The organism is Arthrobacter sp. zg-Y820 (genome assembly GCF_030142155.1).
Lineage (GTDB): Bacteria > Actinomycetota > Actinomycetes > Actinomycetales > Micrococcaceae > Arthrobacter_B.
In genome coordinates, this window is the sequence record NZ_CP126247.1 from 3111850 (window position 1) to 3134166 (window position 22317).

Below are 22317 nucleotides of genomic sequence, written 5' to 3' on the forward strand. Positions count from 1 at the left end.
CCAGGCGAGCCAAGCCTATCCGTGCTTTTTTCGGTGCACCCGGCGGCCTAGGGTGGGGCCATGAGCACATTCACGGAACTCCTCGAAGCCCAGATCGGCCACGAATTCAACGCCTCCCAGCAGTACGTTGCGATGGCAGTGTTCTTTGACGGTGAAGACCTCCCGCAGCTGGCCCGGCACTTCTACGCCCAGTCGGTGGAGGAACGCAACCACGCCATGATGCTGGTGCAGTACATGGTGGACCGGGACCTTCCCGTTCGCATTCCCGGCATCGCAGCGGTGCGCAACGACTTTTCCACCGTGGTGGAACCCATAAGCCTGGCCCTGGAACAGGAAAAGCAGGTGACCCGGCAGATCGAGGCGCTCTTTGCCGCGGCGCGCGCCGAAGGTGATGCCCTCGGCGAGCAGTTCATGCTGTGGTTCCTCAAGGAACAGGTGGAGGAAGTTGCCTCCATGTCGACGCTGCTGACGGTTGCCAAGCGGGCCGAGAACCTCTTCGACTTGGAGAACTTCATGGCCCGCGAGCAGATCGGCGACAGCGGCCGGCACGACGCCGCGGCACCCGCAGCCGCCGGCGGCGCGCTCTAACCCTCAGAAGCCAGCGAGGACGGGCGGCAAACAGCCAAGTGCACAGACGAACTAGACTGATGCAGTGACTATTCCTACCCCGTATGAAGACCTGCTCCGCGACGTCATGGACCACGGGACGCAGAAATCCGACCGCACCGGCACCGGCACCCGCAGCGTTTTCGGCCGCCAGATGCGCTTTGACCTGCAGGATTCCTTTCCGCTGATCACCACCAAGCGGGTGCACTTCAAGTCGGTGGCCCTTGAGCTGCTGTGGTTCCTGCGCGGGGACTCCAATGTCCGCTGGCTGCAGGAGCGCGGCGTGAAGATCTGGAACGAATGGGCGGACGACGACGGCGAGCTGGGCCCGGTCTACGGCGTCCAGTGGCGCTCGTGGCCGACGCCGGACGGGGGCTCCATCGACCAGATCGCCAAGGTGGTCGAGAGCATCCGGACCAATCCCGATTCCCGCCGCCACATCGTCACCGCCTGGAACCCGGCCGAGGTGGACAACATGGCCCTGCCGCCGTGCCACGCCCTGTTCCAGTTCTACGTGGCCGACGGGAAGCTCTCCTGCCAGCTGTACCAGCGCTCCGCCGACCTGTTCCTCGGGGTGCCGTTCAACATTGCCTCTTACGCGCTGCTGACCCTCATGGTCGCGCAGCAGACCGGCCTGGAGCCGGGAGAGTTCGTCTGGACCGGCGGGGATGTCCACATCTATGACAATCACGTGGACCAGGTCCGGGAACAGCTCAGCCGCGAGCCCTTCCCCTATCCGCAGCTGCGCCTGGCGCGGAAGCCGGACTCGATTTTCGGCTACGCCCTGGAGGACTTCGAGGTCCTGGACTACCGGCACCATCCCGGCATCAAAGCTCCGATTGCAGTCTGAGAGGCGCGCTCCCTTGAGTAACTTGAGCAGCTTGAGTAATTCCACCGGCGGCATCCGCTACTTTCCCGCCGGCGGCGCAGAGGCTTCCCCCGAGGGGCAGGACCTGAGTTCGGCGCTGGCGGAGCATGTGCCCGCGGATACCCGGGATCCGCTGATCGGCCTGATCTGGGCCCAGACGATCGACGGGGTGATTGGCCGCGACGGCGGCATGCCGTGGCACCTTCCCGAAGACCTGGCGCACTTCAAGGCCACCACTGCGGGACATCCGGTCATCATGGGGCGGCGGACCTGGGAATCCTTCCCGCCCGCCTTCCGCCCGCTGCCCGGCCGCACCAATATCGTGGTCAGCTCCAGCGACACGCTGGCTGCGGAGATCGCGCCGTCCGGCGCCGTCGTCGTTCCCTCGCTGGAGCAGGCGCTGGACACCGCTCGCCGCAGTCCGGGCAGCGGGGAAATCTGGATCATCGGCGGCGCCCGGCTCTGGGAATCGGCTGTGCCGCTCGCCGACGCCGCGGTGGTAACGGTCATCGATGCCAGCATCGAGGGCGACACTTATGCGCCGGGGCTGGGACCGGACTGGACGTTCACCGCCGTGAGCCCGGCCCGGGGATGGTTTGCCGCCGCCAACGGCACCGCGTACCGGATTGCCTTGTGGGTCCGCGCCCGGACGTCCGACACCGTCACCGATCAGGACGGGCAAGCCGAACTGCCCTAAACTGGGAAGCATGACTTTCGCAGCTACCTCAGTTCCCACCGCGGGCTTCATCGGCTGGCGGGGCATGGTCGGTTCCGTCCTCATGCAGCGCATGCAGGACGAGGGCGACTTTGACCTGATCAACCCCGTGTTCTTCTCCACCTCCAACGCGGGAGGCGCCGCGCCGGCCTTCGCCGACGGTGCGGGAAAGCTTCAGGACGCGTACGACGTCGAGACGCTGGCCAAGCTGCCGATTATCGTCACCGCCCAGGGCGGGGGCTACACCTCCGAGGTCTACCCCAAACTGCGCGACGCCGGCTGGGACGGGCTCTGGATTGACGCTGCGTCCACGCTGCGGATGGAGCAGGATTCGATCATCGTCCTGGACCCGGTGAACCGGAACGTCATCGACGCCGGCCTGGCGCGCGGCGTGAAGAACTTCGTGGGCGGCAACTGCACTGTCTCCTGCATGCTGATGGGACTGGGCGGACTGTTCCGCAACGGCCTGGTGGAGTGGGGCACCTCCATGACCTACCAGGCGGCTTCGGGCGGAGGCGCCCGGCACATGCGCGAACTGCTCAACCAGTTCGGATCGCTGAACTCCGTCGTGGCGGACAATCTGGCCGATCCCGGCTCCGCCATCCTGGACATCGACCGGGCCGTCCTGGCCCAGCAGCGGAACCCGGACCTGGACGCCTCGCAGTTCGGCGTGCCGCTGGCGGGTTCGGTGATCCCTTGGATCGATGCTGACCTGGGCAACGGGCAGTCCAAGGAAGAATGGAAGGCCGGCGCGGAGACCAACAAGATCCTGGGCCGGGAAACCGACGGGCGGATTCCGTTCGACGGTCTGTGCGTCCGGATCGGCGCGATGCGCTCGCACTCCCAGGCGCTGACGCTCAAGCTCACCGAGGACCTGTCCGTCGCCGAGATTGAACGCATCATCGACGCCGACAACGAATGGGCCAAGGTGGTGCCCAACACCAAGGAAGCGTCCATGGCGGAGCTGACACCGGTGGCGGTCAGCGGAACCCTGGACATTCCGGTGGGCCGGATCCGCAAGCTGGAAATGGGCCCGGAGTACATCAGCGCCTTCACCATCGGTGACCAGCTGCTCTGGGGCGCTGCCGAGCCGCTGCGGCGCATGCTCAAGATCGCCACCGGCAACCTCTAAAACACCGGGTTTTTCGGTTAGGGCTCAGGGTTCCGCCGGCCCGCGAAGCGGACCAGCAGGAGAACCAGGGCCACGCCCGCAGCCACTACCAGGGCGGCGAGTGGCCAGGGGGCTCCGCCGTCCAGCATCCGGAAAGCCGTCCGCAGGGCGACCAGGGCCACCAGGAAACCCGCCGGATAGACGGCCAGCGGCCATCTCCCTCGCGCCATCTGCTGTCCTTCCTGCCGGTGCCGGGGCGGCGGACTGCGCCGGCGGTTGAGCTTGAGGCTACCCCTTCCGCCCAGTGTCAGTGGCAGGTGGGACGGTGTTCCCATGGAGCAGAAACCGGCAGGCCAGCAACCCCTGGAATCCATTGATTCCATCCTCGACAGTTTTTTCGCGTCCAGCTGCATCGGCAAACAGATACCCACGGGCGTGCGGTATCTGCGGGTGGGGGCGCATCTGCGGGATTACCTCGAAATGGAAGGCGAGCGGATTCTCTGCGCCGAAGACGCCGAGCTGCTGGACCTTGAGCGGTCCCTGGATCCGGACTCGGCCTTTGCCCGGCTGTTCGGAGCGGAAGTGCTCGCCTACCTGCTCAGCGGCTTCCTGGAACCGGAGTGGCTGCTGCCGGATCTCCAGGACCGCCGGACCCAGATAAGCCTGACGCCGCGGCTGATCCAGTGGCTGTGCAACTGCCGTCTGCTGGATCCCCGCCGGGACCGCGCCGCCATCCACAGCACCCGGGCGGCGGCGGCCTGGGCGCGGCGCGGACCGGCCCGCGGAGGGCCGCGTTAGGCGGTCAGAGGCTGCAGTTGATCAGCAGCGGCTCGGGGTGCAGCCGGATGCCGAACGCGGCCTCCACGCCGTCGGCCACGGCCCGTGCCACGGCCAGCAGGTCTTCGGCGGTGGCGTTGCCGCGGTTCGTCACGGCCAGCGTGTGTTTGGTGGACAGCGAGGCGCGGCCGCCGGCCAGTTCAGTGCCCTGGCCGGTGGAGGGCAGGCCGAACCCCTTGGGAAAACCGGACCGGTCAATCAGCCAGGCGGCGCTGAGCTTGACCATGCCGGGCTGGGACACCGGATAGCGCGGCGCGTCCGGCGGCAAATGAGCGGCCGCTTCCTCGGACACCACCGGGTTCGTGAAGAACGATCCGGTGCTGTACGTGTCGGGATCCGACGCGTCGAGCACCATGCCCTTGCCGGCACGCAGGCGCAGGACCTCGCGGCGCACGTCGTCGGCGGGAGCACGCTCGCCCACCTGCACGTTCAGGGCGCGGGCCAGCTCGGCGTAGCGCACCGGGGCGCTCTCCATGCCGCGGGTCAGCCCGAAGTCGACGGTGAGGACCACATAGCGCGGCGAGCCGTTGACGGTGCTGCGCTTGAGCACCGAGTCGCGGTAGCCGAACTGCAGGTCCTCGTTGCCGAAGGAGACGATGGCGCGGTCCTGCCGGTCCCAGGCGCGGACTCCGGTGATGCTGTGCGAGACGTCGGCGCCGTAGGCGCCCACGTTCTGGACCGGCGTCGCGCCGGCCAGTCCCGGAATGCCGGAGAGTGCCTCCAGGCCGGAGCAGCCCTCGCGCAGCGTTTGCGCCACCACCTCATCCCAGGGGTGTCCGGCCTGGGCCCGGACCGTCACGGTTCCATCGGTGTTGGCGTTCAGGTCCAGGCCGAGGGTGGCGACGTGGACCACCGCACCATCAAAACCGGCGTCGGAAATCAGCAAATTGGAGCCGCCGCCCACGATCAGCAGCGGTTCCTTCGCTTCGTCGGCGGCGCGGACCGCGCCGATCAGCTCGTCTTCGGTTTCCGCGTTGATGTAGCGGCGCGCCGGGCCGCCTACGCGGGAGGTGGTCAGGGAGGCCAGGGGTACCGAGGTCAGTGCGCTCACCAGATCCGTACAACCGCCTGTGCCTTGACCAGGACCTTCTTGCCGTCGTAGGTGACGGTGAGGTCCACGCGTGCGGTGGAATTGTCGGCGTCGAGCGCGCCAATGACGCCGGTGACCTCGACGACGGCGCCGGGTTCCCCTTCAATGTCCTCGACGGGGACGGGGCGGGTGAAGCGGGTCTGGTAGTCGATGACGGCGCCGGGGTCGCCGATCCAGTCGGTCACCAGCTGCACTGCGGCGCCCATGGTGAACATGCCGTGGGCGATGACGCCGGGCAGGTCCACGCTGCGGGCGAAGCGCTCGTTCCAGTGGATGGGGTTGAAATCTCCGGACGCTCCCGCGTAGCGGACCAGGTCGGCGCGGGAAATCTCCAGCGTGGCGGAACCGATTTCCTGCCCGGGAGCGAGTTCGCTCAATGCAATCGACACGGCGTTACTGCCCTTCTCCTCGGACGAGGATTGATGACACGGCGGTGGCGACTTTTTCGCCCTCCGTGGTGGAGATCTCCGAGCGGGTGGTGAGCAGGGCGCCGTCGCCCATGGCCCGGACGGCATCCACGGAAAGCTCAGCGATGAGTTCGTCGCCGGCGACGATTGGCCGGTGGTGGGTGAAGCGCTGGTCGGCGTGCACCACGCGGGTGAAGTCGATGCCGGCGTCGGGGTCTGAGATGAGCTGCGCGTCGGCGCGCTGGGCCACGATCACGGCAAACGTGGGAGGGGCCACCAGATCGGCATAACCCAGGCGCTCGGCTTCGGCCACGTCAAAGTGGGCGGCATGGCTGGCCTGAACGGCGCGGGCGAATTCGCGGATCTTCTCGCGGCCCACCTGATACGGCTCGCTGGCAGGGTAGCTGCGGCCCTGCAGCTCGGGATTAATGCTCATTTGGTTCCCTTCATCCGGCGCCGGGCGTCCCGGGCTCGAACCACCATGCCGGTGAGGTGCAGGCACATGCCCACCACGATCACCGGGGCGGCAATGTACATCAGCAGCTGAGACTCGCTAACGGCGCCGACGACGACCATCAGCACACCGGCTCCCGAGACCACCAGCGCGGAGACGACCAGTTTGCGGTACAGGGCGGAACCGGTCTCCCAGGGAGTGTTTAGCATGGTCCCAGAATACAGGCGCGGCACCTCCCGCCGCGAAACGGGGCCCGGGCCGCCGGCTTGCTCAGAAGAGCGCGGTCTGCAGGGCCGGCAAAAGGGTCCGGTAGGGGCCGGTCTGCAGGCGCCGGCCCTTGAGCCGGGCCAGATTCGCAACGAATGGCGTGTCGGAGCCCTCCACCCGCACCAGCGCCGCGGCTCCCAGCATGGCCTCGATGGACAGACCGTGTTCACCGCTGCCCGGATCCAGCGGGTACGGGGCCGCCCCGGCCGCGCCGAGCACGGTTTGCGCCTGCTCCGGGCGCTGCCAGGCCTCGTCAGCGACGGCGAACCCTTCGATGCCGGAGCCGCGCAGCAGATGACGCGCGGACGCCGCGTGGCGGGAATTGATTCCGTCCAGAAGGTCCGGCGCCAACGGCCGGGTCAGTGCCGCGGTCTTCGCGCCGGCACGGACCGCCTGGACCAGCCCCGCTTCGGCCGTGACCAAATCTTCGAGGATGCGGACCACGCGTCCGTCCCCGGCGCGGGCAACGTAACGCGCCGCCACCGCGCCCTGCTCGGTCAGGCGCAGGCGCTTGTGCCCGTCAGCGGCCGGGCCCACCTTGGTGGTGCCGTCGGCAAAGGTCGCCACATAGAGCCAGTGCGGCTGGGCCAGGTACAGCTTCAGCCCCGGGGACGCGATGCCTGACCGGTGGCTGTTGTGCACCAGCCGCCAGTCGTCACGGGCGAAGCAGGGCCCGCACTGATAGCCGCGGTCCGCCGGAGCGTGTCCCGGACAGGGTTCGTGGAGCCGGGTGTGCCTGTCCTGCACCTTCACGGAGCCGAGGCAGTATTTCAGGGCTCCGCCGTCCCCGGGCAGCACCCGGTAGGCCAGGGCGGTGCCGGCGTCGAGCCGCCGGCGCTCCCGTGCTCCCTCGGGAGTGCTCAGCGCCAGGTACGGGCCGTCGTCGTCCCAGGAAACTCCGGTGCACAGGTACCGGCCGGCAGCAGTCATCGAAGCGGATCTCCAGGTATTCAGCGGGCGGGCAGGACATTTGGCAGCAGGACAATGGGCGGGGAATAGCTTCCCCGCCCATTGTCCCGCTGTCTCATCCCGCCGCGGCGGACCGGCCCCGGCCTGTCGCCGCGATCTCCGGCCGGAGATTGCAACGGGTCAGGCGTGCTGGCCTTCGTGCTCGCCTTCGGCGATTTCCTCGACCAGTTTGTCGTTGAAGGCGGGCAGGTCGCCGGGGTTGCGGCTGGTCACCAGGCCCTGGTCCACCACCACTTCCTCGTCGCTCCAGTTGGCGCCGGCGTTCTTCAGGTCCGTCGCCAGGGACGGATAGGACGTCATGTCGCGCCCCCGGACCACGCCGGCCTCGATCAGCAGCCAGGGGGCATGGCAGATTGACGCCACCGGCTTGTGCGCCTCGAAGAACGCGCGGGCAAAATCCTGGGCGTCTTTGTCCACCCGCAGGTAATCGGCATTGACCACTCCCCCGGGCAGCACCAGCGCGTCATAGTCCGCGGCGTCCGCGTCCGCGACGGTCAGGTCGACGGTGAAGGTCTCCCCCTTGTCGATGCCGTCGAAACCCTGGATGGTGCCGCTGGACAGGGAGACCAGTGTGGGCTCTCCGCCGGCAGCCTTCACGGCTTCCCACGGGCTGGTGAGCTCCACCTGTTCCACCCCGTCGGTTAGGAGAAAAGCGACCTTCTTGCCGGAAATATCATGCTCAGCCATGTTGCCTCCGTTTATCCTCGATGCTTGGCCGGCGGTTGCCTGAAACGTTCAATGAACCGCCTCGCCGAACCTGGCGGTTCCGCTGCCCCTACCCTAGAAAACACCGCCGACAATAAGCAAGCTGACTATCTTCGCGGGCGGTTCAGCTAACGGGCCCTGTTTCCGACAGGCCCGCGGCCACTGCCGCAGCGGCGGTGAGCCAGGCCCGCTGCGTCGCCGAGCGAAGCGAACCGTACCGGATTTGCCCCTTCCGCAGCGCAGCGTCGTAGGGAATGGTGACGGTGGCCCGGGCCAGCGGCTCAAAGCCCTGCGCCACCGAGCGGATCTGGGCATCAGTGCCGTTGCGGTTGGACTGGCTGACGATGACGACGGCGTTGGCCGCCAGCTGCGCAAACGCACCGCCGCGTTCCTGCAGGGCTTCGAGGAGCAGGGCGCCGGCCTCGGCATGTTCATCCACCGTGGTGGTGGCGATCACCAGCTGATCCGTGTGGTGGATCATCCGCAGCCAGCGCTCGGCGCTTTCATCGTTGCCGGAGTCCATGATGTTCAGCCGGAAGTACTTCGAGGCAACCTCGTGCAGGGCATCAAAGTCCGCCATCGTGATCTTCTGCTCGGAGGCCAGGACGTCGGGCTTCGACCGCAGGACGTCAAACTTGTCCTCGGTTTGGTGGTGCACGAAGCGGGCCAGCAGCGCCGATTGGGCCGCCGGCGACAGCAGGTTGCCGGTGTTCGGCAGCAGGTCCATGACGGTTGCGTCGTGCGGACCCTGCTCGGTGCGCCAGCCCAGGGTTCCCCGGGTTTCATTGTTGTCCCAGGCGAGCACGGGGCCGCCGCCGTTGCGGGCAAACACGGCCGCAAGCATCACCGTGGTGGGCGTTTTGTTGGCACCGCCCTTGCCGTTGACCACGGAGATGGTCCGCGGGCCGGGCCAGTGCTGGCTGACCGCCCGGATGTCGCGGCGCTCCGCCAGCTCGGACTCAGAGGGTGATATCCGCACGCCGAGGCTGGCTATAACGCCGCGGAAGCCTCGGGTGGCGGGAATCCGGGCGGTCTGCGTGTCCAGGAACGAGGCCCGGCGGCGGGCCGGTGCACGGTCGCGCACTTCGGCGCGGGTTGCCGGCGTTCCAGCGGGGGCGGGTTCGGGAGCGGGACGGGCGGCGGGCAGCTCGGGCGTGGGCGGGGCGGCGGGTTCGGCCAGACCAGCAGACTGAACGGGATGGTCCTGCGGTTCCGGGGCTTCCCGGATGGGCGTTGCGGCGGCAGCGGAACCGGCAGCGACCGACTGGAAAACCGGTTCCGGGGGCAGCGGCGGAGGCATCGACGGTCGATCCAGCTCGAGCCCGCCCTCCAAGCGGTACGCGGCAAGGTCACCGTCGGCAAGGCCGCCGTCGGAGGGAAGGGCTCCCGTAAAGTTGCCGCCGTCGTCGGCCCTCTCGTCCGCCCCGCTGAAAATCCGGTCGGCGAATGTGGAGGTTTCAGCCGCCGACCCGCCGTGCCCCGCATTCTGGTGTTCGGTGTGCGCACGCAGCCTTCGCCGAGTGGGCCAGTTCTCCGGGTAATCGGAATCGGAATCGGCGTCGGATGTGTACTCAGTCATGGGTCTGCGTCTTTCGTTCCGGAGGGGGCTTGATCTGGACGATAAGTTTTCGCATGGTACTTCGCCGCTTGGTTCCGGCACCCGCGTAGTGATCGTTCACCGATCTTCGGCCCCCGCCGGATTCGCCTTCCGCGCTGCGGCGCCGGACAGCACACGGGCGAACCCGCTGCGCATCCGGGCACAGAAAAACCCCCGGAATCACAAGGATTCCGGGGGTCCGGCTGTAGCGGTGGGGAGGCTCGATCTCCCGACCTCACGATTATGAGTCGTGCGCTCTAACCAACTGAGCTACACCGCCAAAAAATGAGTGAAGCCCGCGTCCCTAAATTGGCCTCTGCAAAACAAACAGCCTTAGCAACACGGGCCCTCCCATTGAGAGCCCCGACCGGGAATCGATCCCGGGACCTCCATCTTACCAAGATGGCGCTCTACCACTGAGCTATCGGGGCAACGAGTAAATACTTTACCAGCACTTTTGGAGAACGTGAAATCGGGCAAAAACCGCGCCAGCAAAGTGATCCAGGCCACTTCGGAGGAGGCGGGGAATCTGCCCCCGCAAGGCCGTCCGGCCACTCGCTTTCCGGGCCGCCCGCCACCCCTCCAGCGCACCCGCTGCACCTGCTGCCACTTTGGTAATTCTCTGCCACTTTGGTGATTCCCTGCCACTTTGGTAAATCCCTGCCGGTCCGCAGTGGCAGGGATTTAACAAACCGGTCGATTTACGCCAAACCGGAGGGCTTCCACTCGCACCGGTGCCTCCGCTCGGGCCGCCGCCCGGCATCGGTTGCCGCCCACTTCCAGGCCTCCGCCAGCCCTTCAGGGGGCCTTTCCCAGAGCCACCCCAGCCGCCCGTGGCGGGTAAAAACCCCGCGGAATCCTCAGTATGCTTAGGGAACTAGAAAGTAGGTACAGTGACTGATTCCCCAAAGCACCCCGCGGGTGCGCTGCTGGGTGCGCGCTACCGGCTGGTCGAGAAGATCGGCGCCGGAGCGATGGGAACCGTGTACCGGGCCCGGGACGAATTCCTTGACCGCGAGGTCGCGGTCAAGCTGGCCCGCTCCGTTGCCGCCACTCCGGACGAGCAGCGTGAGACCGACGCCGAGGCCAAGATCCTGGCCCGCCTGAACCACCACAGCCTGGTCACTCTGCTGGATGCAGGCACCCACCTCAGCGACACCGGCGTCCAGCAGGTGTACCTGGTCATGGAACTGGTGGCGGGACCCGCCCTGCGCGAGCGGCTCCAGGGCGGCCCGTTGGCCGCACGCCAGGTGGCCCAGTTGGGCTACGACCTGGCAGTGGGTCTTGATTACATGCACGACGCCGACGTCGTGCACCGCGATGTGAAGCCTGCCAACATCATGCTGTTCGACTACCGCGGGGACGACACCCGGCTGCGGGCCAAGCTGACGGATTTCGGCGTGGCACTGGTCGCCCGCGGTCCGCAGCCGCAGAGCGGCACGTTCACCGGATCAGCGGCGTACATGAGCCCGGAGCAGGCCCGCGGCGAAGCTGTGGGCACGGCGTCCGACATCTATTCGCTCGGCCTGGTCCTGCTGCAGTGCCTCACCGGCGTGCCCGCCTACCCCGGGCCGGCCCTGGAGAGTGCCGTGGCGCGCCTCCTGAGGCCCCCTGCCATCCCCGACACCCTCGAAGAGGGGTTCCGGGTGCTGCTGCGTGAAATGACGGCACTGGAGCCGCAGGAGCGGCCTTCCGCCCATGATGCTTCGCTGGCACTGTTTGAACTGGCCGTGGCTCCGCGCGCCCGGCACCGGCAGAGCCCGCCGCTGATCCCCGAAAAAGAAGCGGAACGGCTGGAAGCGGTCCGCCGCTACAACCTGCTGGATACCCCGCCGGACGGCGCCTTCGACCGGATCACGGCTCTGGCCTCGCGGCTGTTCTCCGTGCCGGTGGCCATCGTGAGCGTGGTGGACACCGACCGGATCTGGTTCAAGTCCCACCACGGCACCGACGCCCAGCAGATCGGCAGGGATCCGGGACTCTGCGCCTCCGCCATTCTGCAGGATGATGCCTGGGTGGTCTCCGACGCCCGGGCGGATCCACGGACACTGGCCAATCCCCTGGTCGCCGGCGAGTTCGGCCTCCAGTTCTACGCCGGGGTCCCGCTCTCCACCCGCGACGGTTACAACCTGGGAACGCTGTGCATCCTGGACCGTACGCCGCGGGACTTCACCGACGACGACGTCCTGACCCTCGAGGACCTGGCCGCCATCGTGATGAATGACCTGGAGCTGCGGCTCGAAAGCCAGCGCGCCCTCGTCGGCTGACCGCCCGCGCCAGCGCAACAAGCCCGCACCGAGACAAAGGGCCGCCACCCGCACCGAGACAAAGGGCCGGCACCAGCACAAAAGGAAGGGCGCCTCCGGAAAAATCCGGAGGCGCCCTTCCTTTTGCCTTACGTCAGAGCGGCTGCGCCTGCAGTGTGCAGGCGCTCCGCTGCCGAGCGTGCTGCTTAGTCGCGGAAACGCGGCTGGCGGGTACCGGCAGGCTTGAAGCCGCCGCGGTCGCCTTCGCGCTTCTTGAAGCCGCCACGGTCGCTGCCGCGGTCGCTGGCACTGCGGTCACCGAAGGAACGCTCGCCGTCGCGCTTCTTGAAATCCTTCTTGAAGCCGCCGCGGTCGCCGCGGTCGTTGAAGCCGCCGCTTTCGCGTTCGCGGGACGGCTTGCGGCCGTTGTCCAGCTCGAGGTGGATCAGCTCGCCGCCGATCCGGGTGCGGGACAGGGCGCGCAGCTGATCCTGGCTGAGGTCAGCCGGGAGTTCAACGAGCGTGTGGTCGGCGCGGATGTCGATGCCGCCGATCTGTGCGGAGGAGAGTCCGCCTTCGTTGGCAATGGCGCCAACGATGGAGCCGGGCATAACGCGCTGGCGGCGGCCGACGGCGATGCGGTACGTTGCATTGCCTTCGGTCAGCGGGCGTGTCGGGCCGCGGGAGCCGGTCGCGTCGCCGCGGCCTTCGGAACGCTCGCGCTGGCGGGCCGGAGCCTGCGGAATTTCTTCCATCAGCAGCGGGCGGCCGCCCTGGGCCATGACGGCCAGTGCAGCGGCAACTTCCTCGGGAGTGACGTCGTGGTCGGCCAGGTAGGTCGTGACCAGATCGCGGAAGACCGAGACATCCTCGGATGCCAGGGTTTCGGTGATCTGCTCGGAGAACTTCGCGAGGCGCTTGTTGTTCACGATGTCGATGCTCGGAAGCTGCATGTGCTCAACCGGCTGGCGGGTAGCCTTCTCGATGGCCCGCAGCAGGTACTTCTCACGCGGGGTCATGAAGAGGATCGCGTCGCCGGTGCGTCCTGCACGGCCGGTGCGGCCGATGCGGTGGACGTAGGACTCCGTGTCATGCGGGATGTCGTAGTTGATGACGTGGCTGATGCGCTCAACGTCAAGACCGCGGGCGGCGACGTCGGTGGCAACCAGGATGTCGATCTTGCCGCTGCGCAGGGCCTCGACGGTGCGCTCGCGCTGCTGCTGCGGGATGTCACCGTTGATTGCTGCGGCCAGGTAGCCGCGGGCCTTGAGCTTGTCAGCCAGGTCCTCGGTTGCCATCTTGGTGCGGACGAAGGCGATGACGCCGTCGTAGTCTTCGCTTTCCAGGATGCGGGTCATCGCGTCCAGCTTGTGCGGGCCCATGACCTGCACGTAGCGCTGGCGGGTGTTCGCACCGGTGGTCGTCTTGGACTTGACCGTGACCTCGGCCGGGTTGTTCAGGTACTTCTTGGCGATCTTGCGGATCGCGCCGGGCATCGTGGCGGAGAACAGTGCCACCTGCTTGTCGGCGGGTGTGGTCGAGAGGATCTGCTCAACATCTTCGGCGAAGCCCATGCGGAGCATTTCGTCGGCCTCGTCCAGTACCAGGTACTGAAGGTTGGACAGGTCCAGGGAACCCTTGGAGATGTGGTCGATGACGCGACCCGGGGTACCGACAACAACCTGGGCGCCGCGGCGCAGGCCGGCCAACTGGGGGCCGTAGGCGGATCCGCCGTAAACCGGCAGGACGGTGAAGTTGTCGATGTGCTTGGCGTAGGAAGCGAAGGCTTCAGCGGACTGAAGGGCCAGTTCGCGGGTCGGGGCCAGCACGAGGATCTGGGTGTCCTTGGTGGCGGGCAGGCCGGCCATCAGGGACAGGGCGGGAACCGCGAATGCGGCGGTCTTGCCGGTTCCGGTCTGCGCCAGGCCGACGACGTCGCGGCCTTCAAGCAGGAGGGGGATGGTGGCTGCCTGGATGGGAGAAGGCTTTTCGTAGCCTACGTCTACCAGTGCCTGCAGAACGCGCGGGTCCAGACCGAAGTCGGTGAAGAGAACCTGGTTCTCTTCGGCTTCGGGAGCGGCGGTTGCTGCGGTTTCGGTGTTTTCTACAGAGTCAAGCAAAAGAAATAATCCTCATTCATTGGGACCGCGCGGCCAGAGACGGCCGCAGGACGTAAGTCCGGCGCTATTGCAATCCCATGGCAGGACTTTCCGTCACAGCTGTAGGCCAATTTCACTGGATTGTGACGTGGGCCGGTGTGACGATTTCTTTGCCGGCGCTCCCAAAAGATGAATCTGCCCGCATTCGAAAACGCGAGCCCCAACACAACGTAACTTGCGGTCAGAAACCGCAGGACAATAAGGGAATACCGGAGTGGGGGATGTTTCAAGTGTACGGCATGCGGGGACCCGCCCGTCCATACTGGACGGTGAGCTTGGGCACAGGGGTGGTGAATTGGCGGTTTGAGGGCCGGATTTACGCATTTGCGGCGGCCTGGCGGCGGTGCAGTTTCCGCAGTATTTTCTGCAGTTCCGGCGAGAGCCTGAGCTCCCCGTTGGCCTCTGCCCGGGCCAGCAGCCGGGCCTGTTCGCCCGACACCCCGCGAAAAACATCCCCTGAGGTCACCCCGTGGTTGGGGCGGTGGATGACGGACACGGTGTCCCCGGCACTGATGGTGCCGTTCCGAACGACGCGCAGGTAGGTGCCCACCCTGCCGGCCTCGGCAAACCGGGCCACCCAGCGGGGCTGCTGCATCCGGACGGCGAAGTTCCGGCAGGGCGTCCGCGGGCACGTTACCTCCAGCAGGGTTGTTGCCCCGATTTGCCAGCGCTCTCCGATCACGGCTTCGGATACCGGGATGCCCGCGATGCGCAGGTTTTCCCCGAACAGCCCGGGCATGATCTCCGTGCCCAGCTCTGCCGCCCAATAGTCGGCGTCGTCCTGCGAATAGGCGTAGACGGCCTTGGACTCCCCGCCGTGATGTTTGCGGCTGGCCTGCAGATCCCCGCTCAAACCGAGGCCGTACACCTTAACCGGTCCGGCGGCCGGGCGCTTGTCGATGGCAGTGACGCCCGTGGAATCGGAGGTGGGCAGAAGTTCGTGGACGCGGCAGACCGCCAGCAGGGTTCCGGAGCTCATGCGGATCATCCTACGATCCGGGCCGGTCAATGCAGCAGATAACCGGCGGCGAAGTTTTCCAACGGCTCGACCACGAGGCGGTCACCGCCGTCGTGGCCGACAATCCGCACCCGGCCGCCCTTGGGGATCTCCACCTTCTCAGTTGTTCCCACGGTGATGGCATAGACGTTCCGGTCAGAATCGATCCGGACCCGTCCCTCCAGGTTGATCCTGCCCTTGTCGAGGCTGTAAAGCGGCCTCGTGACAACTCCCTGCCGGCCGATGTAAGAGGGAGCATCTTTCTTGCGGACTATCTTTTTGTTGTTCCGCGCAGCGGCCGGCAAATGCACCAGGAGGGCGGCGAGCAGGCCCGCTGCCAAACCGGCGTACGGTGAACCCGAAACCGCATGCATCATCCCGCCCACGAGGCAGAACGGCAGTCCGGCCCACCACAATAAGGGCGGAACATTTGCGCGTCCACGCCGGAAATTATTGAGCAGGGCCCAAATGCCGAGGGCCCAGGCCCCGCCCCAAACGTAGATCATTGCGGTCCACCTTTTCGGTCGTCTTTTCGCTGACCGGATTCTACGTCGCTTAGGGCTGGACGTTCTTCACCCGCGGCGGCTCGACACGCAGCTGGACCGGCTGCTTCCACCAGCGCGGCGGACGGTTCCGCCACAGGACCGCGGCCCACCAGGCCATCACTGCAATCCCCCAGAAGACGCCGATGCTGGAGGCCATGAGCCACGGTGCCACCACCTGGGAATCCAGGTTCTGAGCACCCATCAGCCCGCCGATGGACTTGGGTGAGAGCAGGAAAATCGGGAAGGCCGAGGCCAGCAGAATGATGCCGGCGGTGCGCTGCCCGGTGCCCTTCGCCGTGAGGTCGGCGATGTTGCGTCCCAGTACGGGGATGAAGAGGGCCACCCAGACCCAGTGGTGGGACCAGGACACCGGGGAGATGAGCAGCATGAGGAGTGCTGTGGCGGCGACGGCGGTGAACCGGTCGCCGCGGTTGCCGGCCAGCATGATGATCAGCGCTGCGGCGGCCACGGCCAGCAGGGACAGCAGCAGCCAGGGCAGGTCCACGGGAAAGTCGGGGCCGGCGAAGTGCAGGATGGCGCCCTTGAGGCCCAGGTTGTCCACGTAGCCGGCGCCGCCGATGCGGGAGGTGTCAGGCAGCAGATCAACCCAGAAGGTGCGTGATTCCCGCGGCAGGATCAGGAAACCCAGTCCGAAGGTCGCCAGGAAGCCGAAGGCCATGTTGCGCAGGCCGCGCCAGTCCCCGCGGGCCAGGAAGTACAGGCCGAAGACCAGCGGCGTGAGCTTCAGGCCTGCGGCAACGCCGGTGAGCAGGCCCCGTGGCCAGCTGTCGCGCCGGATCAGGAAGTCCGCCATGATCAGGCCAAAGAGCAGAATGTTGATCTGGCCAAACGCCATGGTCTCGCGCCAGGGGCCCAGCAGCACCACGAAGCCGAAGCCCGCCAGCGCCAGCGGGCGCAGCCAGGGATGCTTCAGCACCGCGCGCACGCTGGGCTGCCGGAAAGCGTAGCGCACGCCCAGCACTGACGCGGCGGCGGCAATCAGCAGCGAAATGCCGGTGAAGATGTTCAACCCGAGGCTTTGTCCGAAGGGCGCCAGCACGGCGAACATGAGGGCCGAAAACGGCGGATAGGTGAACAGCAGGCTGCTGCCCTCGCGGTACTGCAGCTGCTTTGTGTAAAGCTCTCCGCCGGCGTCGAGCACGCTCTGTCCGCCGGAGAGGTAAACGCTGAAATCCAGGCCGTGCCGGGGTGAAATAACGAACGCGGCGGTGATCATCGCTGCCGCCGCGAGGAGCGCTGCCAGAGTTGCTGCCAGCCGGACCATCCCGGATCGGGTCTTCAGGCCCATGATTCTCCCTGCACTACAGCCAGCCTAGATATTAACGTTCGCAAGTCTACCGGCGGGGGCGTCCATCTGCGGACTGTCAGGGCGCAGGATAGGCTGGGCGGACTCGATCAGAGAACGGAAGGTTGCTCATGCCCGCACCGGTTATGGCCATCGTCAACGCCCATGTTGTTCCCGTCACCGCGCCGCCGTTCACCGGCACGCTCCTGGTCGCGGACGGCAAGATCCTGGACCTCGGCCCCGACGTCCGGGTCCCGGAGGGCGCGCAGGTGCTTGATGCCGGGGGCAAGTGGCTGCTGCCCGGCCTGGTGGACGCCCACACCCATCTGGGCGTGCACGAGGAGGGTGAAGGCTGGGCCGGAAACGACACCAACGAAATGACCGATCCGGTGATGGCCGGGGTGCGTGCCCTTGACGCGGTGAACCCGGACGATCTGGGTTTCGATGACGCCCTGGCCGGCGGAGTCACGGCGGTGAACATCAATCCCGGCTCCGGCAATCCCATCGGCGGGCTGGCCGTGGCCCTGCACACGCACGGCCGCTATGTGGAGGAAATGGTCCTCCGCTCCCCCAGCGGCCTGAAGTCGGCCCTCGGCGAGAACCCCAAACGGATTTACAGCGACAAGAAGCAGACCCCTTCCACCCGTCTGGGCACGGCGCTGGTCATCCGCAAGGCGTTCATGGACGCGCAGAATTACCTGGGCAAGAACGACGACGACGCCCGCGACCCCCAGATGGATGCCCTCGCCATGGTGCTGCGCCGGGAAATCCCGTGGCGCCAGCACGCCCACCGTGCCGACGACATCGGCACCGCCCTGCGGCTGGCTGACGAGTTCGGCTACGACCTGGTCCTGGACCACGGCACCGAAGCCCACCTCCTGGCCGATGTGCTGGCCGAGCGCGGCGTGCCGGTCCTGATCGGACCGCTTTTCACCACCCGCTCCAAGGTGGAGCTGCGCCGGCGCAGCATGGAAAACCCCGCGAAGCTGGCCGAGGCCGGCGTGGAAATCTCCATCATCACCGACCACCCCGTGGTTCCGATCAACTTCCTGATCTATCAGGCGGCCCTGGCCATGAAGGAAGGACTGGACCGGGAAACCGCGCTGCGTTCCGTCACCATTAACCCGGCCAAAGTCCTGGGATTGGCGGACCGCATCGGGTCCCTGGAGGCGGGCAAGGATGCCGACGTCGTGCTCTGGAGCGGGGATCCGCTCGATGTCATGCAGCGGGCCCTGACGGTGTGGATCGGCGGCCGGGAGGTTTACCGCTACGACACCGAAACCCGCACCCCCGTGGTGGCTGGCCGCCCGTGACGGGAGCTGCACGACGCCGGCCTGCGGGCAGCGCCCGGAACGTTCCCCGCACCCCGCTGCCCGGCATCATCCGGGCCGCCTCGGCAGCCTGGTTCGCCGCCGCCGCCCTGGTGGCCGTGGCCGGTGTTTCGTTCATCGTTTCCGCCGGCACCCAGCACCGCGACGGCGCCGGGCTGACAGTGCTGGGGCTGGTGGTCCTGGCGGTATCGCTGGTTATCGGCTTCTGCGTCTTCCGCCTCCGCGCCGGCAAACGCAGCGCCCGGGAGACCCTCACCACCGTGGGAGTGATCGTGGGGATTCCGCTGCTCTTCCGCGGCCCGGCGCTGATCGCCGTCGGCTCGGTGCTGCTGCTGTGCGTGCTGCTGCTCTGGCTTCCGCAGAGCAGCAGGTTCTTCCAGGAGCGTGAGCCCAAGGCCCGCCGCCGGCTCTTCGGCCGCTAGCAGCATCTGCCGGCGGCCGAAGGCCTCCTACAGCGTCGCCAGCGCCTGCTCCAGGTCAGCGATCAGGTCCTCGAGGTCTTCAATTCCCACGGAGAGCCGCAGCAGGTTCTCCGGCACCGCCAGCTCGGTGCCCTTCACCGAGGCGTGCGTCATCTCGGACGGGTAGTTCATCAGTGACTCCACGCCGCCCAGGGACTCGGCCAGCGTGAACACGCGGGTGGCTTCGGCCACGGTGCGCGCCGCGGCCTCGCCGCCCTTGAAGGACACCGAGACCATCCCGCCGAAGTCCTTCATCTGCGCCTTGGCGAGGTCGTGGCCGGGATGGTCCTCCAGCCCCGGATAGAGCACGCTTTCCACGGCCGGCTGCTCCCGCAGCCACTTGGCCACCGCCATGGCGTTGGAGGAGTGGCGGTCCATCCGCACCCCCAGGGTCTTCAGCCCGCGGGTGGTCAGCCAGGCTTCCATCGGCGCGGACACCGCGCCGACGGCGAACTGGATGAAGCCGATCTTCTCGGCGGCGGCGTCGTCGTTCAGGATGACCGCGCCACCCACCGCGTCGGAGTGCCCGCCGATGTATTTGGTGGTGGAATGCACCACGATGTCCGCGCCCAGGGCCAGCGGCTGCTGCAGGTACGGGGAGGCAAAGGTGTTGTCCACCACCAGCCAGGCTCCGGCGTCGTGCGCGGCCTGCGCGACGGCGGCGATGTCGGAAATCTTCATCATCGGGTTCGACGGCGTCTCCAGCCACACCATCTTGGTGTTGCCGGCGGCGATCGCAGCAGTGAGCGCCCCGACGTCGGACATGTCCACCGCGGCATTGGTGATGCCCCAGCCGGCGAGGACCTTGTTAATCAGCCGGTAGGTGCCGCCGTAGGCGTCGTTGCCCAGCACGATGTGGTCGCCCGGCGCCAGCAGGGCGCGGATCAGAGAGTCCTCGGCGGCCAGCCCCGAGCTGAAGGAATAGGCATGGGCGCCGCCTTCCAGCGCGGCAAGCTGATCCTGCAGGGCGTCGCGGGTGGGATTGGTGCCGCGGCCGTATTCATAGCCGTTGCGCAGGTTGCCGATGCCGTCCTGGGCGAACGTGGTGCTCTGGTACAGCGGCGGAATGACCGCTCCGGTGGTGGGGTCGGGGGTCTGGCCCGCATGGATCGCGCGGGTGTTGAAGCCTTCACTCATGGTTCGCTCCTTGCTAGATGCTCATGTAGGACAGCAGGTCGTGCCGGGTGAGTATTCCCACCGGCGCGCCCTCGGAGGTGACCATGACGGCGTCGTTCTCCTGCAGCTTTTCCTTCGCCGCGGCCACCGAGTCGCCGGCGCCGACCATCGCCAACTGCGGTCCCATATGGTCGCGGATGCTGTCAGTGGGCTTGGCCTCGCCGCGGAACAGCTTTTCCGTCAGCGAGCGCTCATCGGCGGATCCCAGGACCTCGCCGATCCGCACCGGTGGTTCCTGGGACAGCACCGGGATGCAGGAAACGCCGTATTTGTTGAGGATGTTGATGACGTCCAGGACCGTCTCGTTCGGATGGGTGTGCACCAGATCCGGCAGCGAACCGTCCTTCGTGGCCAGCACGTCGCGCACCGAGGCTTCCTGCTCGGCTCCCTGCAGGAACCCGTAGGAGCGCATCCACTCGTCATTGAAAATCTTGCCCATGTATCCGCGTCCGCTGTCCGGCAGCAGGACCACGACGACGTCGTCGGGCCCCAGGTCCCGGGCCGCGCGCAGGGCAGCCACCACCGCCATGCCGGAGGACCCGCCCACCAGCAGTCCCTCTTCGCGGGCCAGGCGGCGGGTCATGGCGAAGGATTCCGTGTCGTTGACGGCAATCACCTCGTCCGGAACCGACGGATCGTAGTTGTCCGGCCACATGTCCTCGCCCACTCCCTCCACGAAGTAGGGGCGCCCGGTGCCGCCGGAGTAGACCGATCCCTCCGGATCGGCGGCGATGATGCGGACCGCGCCCGACGAGCGGTCCGCCGAGACTTCCTTCAGGTACCGGCCGGTGCCGGTGATTGTGCCGCCGGTTCCGGCGCAGGCCACAAAATGGGTCACCGTGCCGTCGGTGTCCCGCCAGACTTCGGGACCCGTGCTCTCATAGTGGCTGGCCGGGGCGGCGGGGTTGGAGAACTGGTCCGGCTTGTACGCGCCCGGGATCTCCCGCACCAGGCGGTCGGAAACCCCGTAGTAGGAATCGGGGCTTTCCGGGGCGACCGCGGTGGGTGTCACCACAACTTCGGCGCCGTAGGCCCGCAGCACGTCGCGTTTCTCCACGCCCACCTTGTCCGGCGTGACGAAGATGCACCGGTAGCCCTTTTGCTGCGCCACCAGGGCGAGCCCGACGCCGGTGTTGCCGCTGGTGGGTTCGATGATGGTGCCGCCGGGCTTCAGTTTGCCCTCGCGTTCGGCCGCCTCGATCATGCGGACCGCAATGCGGTCCTTGATGGAGCCGCCCGGGTTCAGGTATTCCAGCTTCACCAGCACCGTGGCCGCAAGGCCATCGGTCACGTTGTGCAGCTTCACCAGCGGGGTATTGCCGATCAGGTCCAGGACTGTATCTGCATACTTCATGTGCAACACGTTACTTGTTCGGCAGGACCGGTCCAGCTTTCCGCGGAACCCGGCGTAGCAAAAGCCACACGGGCCGTTCCTTACCGGGGCCCGGCAGCGTCAGCGGTGCGTGCGACGATGGAGATATGTCCGTGTCCATCCCGGTGTCCGTGCCGGTGTCCGCTGCCGCGGGAGCCGGAGCCCTGTCCCTGCTGTGGGAGTCCGGCCGCCCGTTTTCCCTGGCCCTGTCACTGGGCATCCTGGCCCACGGCCGGAAGGACCCCTCGGTGCGGCTCGGCCCGGGCGTCGCCTGGCTTGCCTTCGCCACACCGGAGGGCAACGCCACCCTGGCGCTTCGCGAGCAGCCCGCTCCTGCGCCGGGCGCCAGGATCCTCGCCCGTGCCTGGGGTCCGGGCGCCGAGTGTGCGCTGGCCGGCGTTCCCGCGCTGCTCGGAGACGCCGATGATTGGACGGCCTTCGACGAGCCCGGCTTCACCGCCACCCTGCCCCCGGCTGTGGCCGAGACCCGCCGCCGCCATCCCGGCCTGCGTCTGCCCAGCACCGGAAGGATGCTCGACAGCATTGTGCCGGTGGTCCTGGAGCAGAAGGTGACGGCGATGGAGGCGTACTACTCCTGGCGGTACCTGGTGACCAGGTACGGCGTCGACGCGCCCGGTCCGGTGCCGGCGGGGCTGAAGGTTCCGCCGACGGCGGCCCAGTGGCGCCGGGTCCCCAGCTGGGACTGGCACCGGGCGGGCGTGGATTCGCACCGCTCGGGCACCATCCTGCGCTCCTGCGCCGTCACCTCCGGCCTGGAGCGGCTGGCCGCCGTTCCGCTCGGCCCGGACCTGACGGAACGCCTGTGTTCGGTTCCCGGGATCGGCCCCTGGAGCGCCGCTGAAATCACGCAGCGCACCCACGGAGCCCCCGACTCCGTGTCGGTGGGCGACTATCATCTGGCGGCGTTCGTGGGCGAGGCACTGACCGGACGGCGGACCGACGACGCCGGGATGCTCACCCTGCTCCGGCCCTGGCTGGGCCACCGGCAGCGGGTGGTGCGCCTGCTGGTGCTGAGCGGTTTCCGCAAGCAGGCGTTCGGCCCGCGGCTGTCACCGGAAGACCACCGGCGCCGCTGAC

23 protein-coding genes and 2 tRNA genes are annotated in these 22317 nt (G+C 67.4%); 9 read left to right on the top strand and 16 right to left on the bottom strand.

From position 1 onward, the window contains the following. The first annotated feature begins 60 nt into the window (after nucleotides 1-60). From QNO08_RS14125 to asd, 4 genes are all read left to right on the top strand, one after another. The gene (locus tag QNO08_RS14125; RefSeq protein ID WP_229964847.1) at nucleotides 61-588 is read left to right on the top strand and encodes a ferritin; all 528 of its coding nucleotides are present in this window, start codon (nucleotides 61-63) and stop codon (nucleotides 586-588) included. A gap of 64 nt (nucleotides 589-652) precedes the next feature. Then, nucleotides 653-1456: a thymidylate synthase gene (locus QNO08_RS14130; RefSeq protein WP_284015512.1), complete on the top strand. Its 804-nt coding sequence runs from the start codon at nucleotides 653-655 to the stop codon at nucleotides 1454-1456. A gap of 31 nt (nucleotides 1457-1487) precedes the next feature. Next, complete coding sequence (locus tag QNO08_RS14135) at nucleotides 1488-2171, top strand: dihydrofolate reductase (RefSeq protein WP_442860464.1); 684 nt, start codon at nucleotides 1488-1490, stop codon at nucleotides 2169-2171. 10 nt (nucleotides 2172-2181) lie between these two features. Continuing rightward, on the top strand, nucleotides 2182-3321 hold the full coding sequence (gene asd / locus QNO08_RS14140) for an aspartate-semialdehyde dehydrogenase (protein ID WP_229964846.1): 1140 nt from the start codon (nucleotides 2182-2184) through the stop codon (nucleotides 3319-3321). A 17-nt stretch (nucleotides 3322-3338) separates the two neighbouring features. Here asd and QNO08_RS14145 read toward each other — a convergent pair whose 3' ends face one another. After that, complete coding sequence (locus QNO08_RS14145; RefSeq protein ID WP_229964845.1) at nucleotides 3339-3530, bottom strand: hypothetical protein; 192 nt, start codon at nucleotides 3528-3530, stop codon at nucleotides 3339-3341. A 103-nt stretch (nucleotides 3531-3633) separates the two neighbouring features. Between QNO08_RS14145 and QNO08_RS14150 the strand changes: the two genes are divergently transcribed. Continuing rightward, the gene (locus tag QNO08_RS14150; RefSeq protein ID WP_229964844.1) at nucleotides 3634-4098 is read left to right on the top strand and encodes a hypothetical protein; all 465 of its coding nucleotides are present in this window, start codon (nucleotides 3634-3636) and stop codon (nucleotides 4096-4098) included. A 4-nt stretch (nucleotides 4099-4102) separates the two neighbouring features. Here the strand turns inward: QNO08_RS14150 and QNO08_RS14155 are convergent, their stop codons facing one another. The 9 genes from QNO08_RS14155 to QNO08_RS14195 form a co-directional block, all read right to left on the bottom strand. Then, complete coding sequence (locus QNO08_RS14155; protein ID WP_229965053.1) at nucleotides 4103-5179, bottom strand: UDP-N-acetylmuramate dehydrogenase; 1077 nt, start codon at nucleotides 5177-5179, stop codon at nucleotides 4103-4105. Between the two features lie 5 nt (nucleotides 5180-5184). Beyond that, nucleotides 5185-5616, bottom strand: coding sequence for a MaoC family dehydratase (locus QNO08_RS14160; protein ID WP_229964843.1), 432 nt, complete (start codon nucleotides 5614-5616; stop codon nucleotides 5185-5187). 4 nt (nucleotides 5617-5620) lie between these two features. After that, complete coding sequence (locus QNO08_RS14165; protein ID WP_229964842.1) at nucleotides 5621-6070, bottom strand: FAS1-like dehydratase domain-containing protein; 450 nt, start codon at nucleotides 6068-6070, stop codon at nucleotides 5621-5623. Then, nucleotides 6067-6297 carry a hypothetical protein gene (locus QNO08_RS14170; protein WP_229964841.1) on the bottom strand — a complete coding sequence of 77 codons (231 nt, stop codon included), beginning with the start codon at nucleotides 6295-6297 and terminating at the stop codon, nucleotides 6067-6069. The genes QNO08_RS14165 and QNO08_RS14170 overlap by 4 nt, the downstream gene beginning before the upstream one ends. A 61-nt stretch (nucleotides 6298-6358) precedes the next feature. Further along, a complete protein-coding gene (locus QNO08_RS14175) occupies nucleotides 6359-7285 on the bottom strand; it encodes a DUF2797 domain-containing protein (protein ID WP_229964840.1) in 927 nt (308 codons plus the stop codon). A gap of 159 nt (nucleotides 7286-7444) precedes the next feature. Next, nucleotides 7445-8011, bottom strand: coding sequence for a type 1 glutamine amidotransferase domain-containing protein (locus QNO08_RS14180; protein ID WP_229964839.1), 567 nt, complete (start codon nucleotides 8009-8011; stop codon nucleotides 7445-7447). A gap of 142 nt (nucleotides 8012-8153) precedes the next feature. Further along, complete coding sequence (locus QNO08_RS14185) at nucleotides 8154-9608, bottom strand: MinD/ParA family ATP-binding protein (RefSeq protein WP_229964838.1); 1455 nt, start codon at nucleotides 9606-9608, stop codon at nucleotides 8154-8156. A 224-nt stretch (nucleotides 9609-9832) separates the two neighbouring features. Further along, a tRNA-Met gene (locus tag QNO08_RS14190) sits at nucleotides 9833-9906 on the bottom strand. A gap of 79 nt (nucleotides 9907-9985) precedes the next feature. Then, nucleotides 9986-10057, bottom strand: a tRNA-Thr gene (locus QNO08_RS14195). A gap of 462 nt (nucleotides 10058-10519) precedes the next feature. On the opposite strand from QNO08_RS14195, the gene QNO08_RS14200 reads away from it, so the two are divergent. Next, a complete protein-coding gene (locus tag QNO08_RS14200; RefSeq protein ID WP_229964837.1) occupies nucleotides 10520-11893 on the top strand; it encodes a protein kinase domain-containing protein in 1374 nt (457 codons plus the stop codon). Nucleotides 11894-12078: 185 nt separating this feature from the next. On the opposite strand, the gene QNO08_RS14205 is transcribed toward QNO08_RS14200, so the two are convergent. The 4 genes from QNO08_RS14205 to QNO08_RS14220 all read right to left on the bottom strand — a co-directional run bounded on the left by QNO08_RS14205 (nucleotide 12079) and on the right by QNO08_RS14220 (nucleotide 16882). Then, nucleotides 12079-13992, bottom strand: coding sequence for a DEAD/DEAH box helicase (locus tag QNO08_RS14205; RefSeq protein ID WP_229964836.1), 1914 nt, complete (start codon nucleotides 13990-13992; stop codon nucleotides 12079-12081). 355 nt (nucleotides 13993-14347) lie between these two features. Next, on the bottom strand, nucleotides 14348-15010 hold the full coding sequence (locus tag QNO08_RS14210; protein WP_229964835.1) for an MOSC domain-containing protein: 663 nt from the start codon (nucleotides 15008-15010) through the stop codon (nucleotides 14348-14350). 26 nt (nucleotides 15011-15036) lie between these two features. Next, a complete protein-coding gene (locus QNO08_RS14215; protein ID WP_229964834.1) occupies nucleotides 15037-15534 on the bottom strand; it encodes an NfeD family protein in 498 nt (165 codons plus the stop codon). 49 nt (nucleotides 15535-15583) lie between these two features. Then, on the bottom strand, nucleotides 15584-16882 hold the full coding sequence (locus QNO08_RS14220) for a glycosyltransferase 87 family protein (RefSeq protein ID WP_229964833.1): 1299 nt from the start codon (nucleotides 16880-16882) through the stop codon (nucleotides 15584-15586). A gap of 128 nt (nucleotides 16883-17010) precedes the next feature. Here QNO08_RS14220 and QNO08_RS14225 point away from each other — a divergent pair, with 128 nt between their 5' ends. Beyond that, complete coding sequence (locus QNO08_RS14225; protein ID WP_229964832.1) at nucleotides 17011-18192, top strand: amidohydrolase; 1182 nt, start codon at nucleotides 17011-17013, stop codon at nucleotides 18190-18192. After that, nucleotides 18189-18632 (top strand): hypothetical protein, encoded by a 444-nt coding sequence (locus QNO08_RS14230; protein ID WP_229964831.1) that lies wholly within the window; start codon nucleotides 18189-18191, stop codon nucleotides 18630-18632. The genes QNO08_RS14225 and QNO08_RS14230 overlap by 4 nt, the downstream gene beginning before the upstream one ends. Nucleotides 18633-18659: 27 nt before the next feature. On the opposite strand, the gene QNO08_RS14235 is transcribed toward QNO08_RS14230, so the two are convergent. Together QNO08_RS14235 and QNO08_RS14240 are read right to left on the bottom strand one after the other, a co-directional pair. After that, entirely contained in the window at nucleotides 18660-19808 is a 1149-nt protein-coding gene (locus QNO08_RS14235) for a cystathionine gamma-synthase (protein WP_229964830.1), read from the bottom strand. A gap of 13 nt (nucleotides 19809-19821) precedes the next feature. Then, nucleotides 19822-21201 carry a cystathionine beta-synthase gene (locus QNO08_RS14240; protein WP_229964829.1) on the bottom strand — a complete coding sequence of 460 codons (1380 nt, stop codon included), beginning with the start codon at nucleotides 21199-21201 and terminating at the stop codon, nucleotides 19822-19824. 125 nt (nucleotides 21202-21326) lie between these two features. Between QNO08_RS14240 and QNO08_RS14245 the strand changes: the two genes are divergently transcribed. Beyond that, on the top strand, nucleotides 21327-22316 hold the full coding sequence (locus tag QNO08_RS14245; RefSeq protein ID WP_229964828.1) for a DNA-3-methyladenine glycosylase family protein: 990 nt from the start codon (nucleotides 21327-21329) through the stop codon (nucleotides 22314-22316). Nucleotide 22317: the final 1 nt, after the last annotated feature.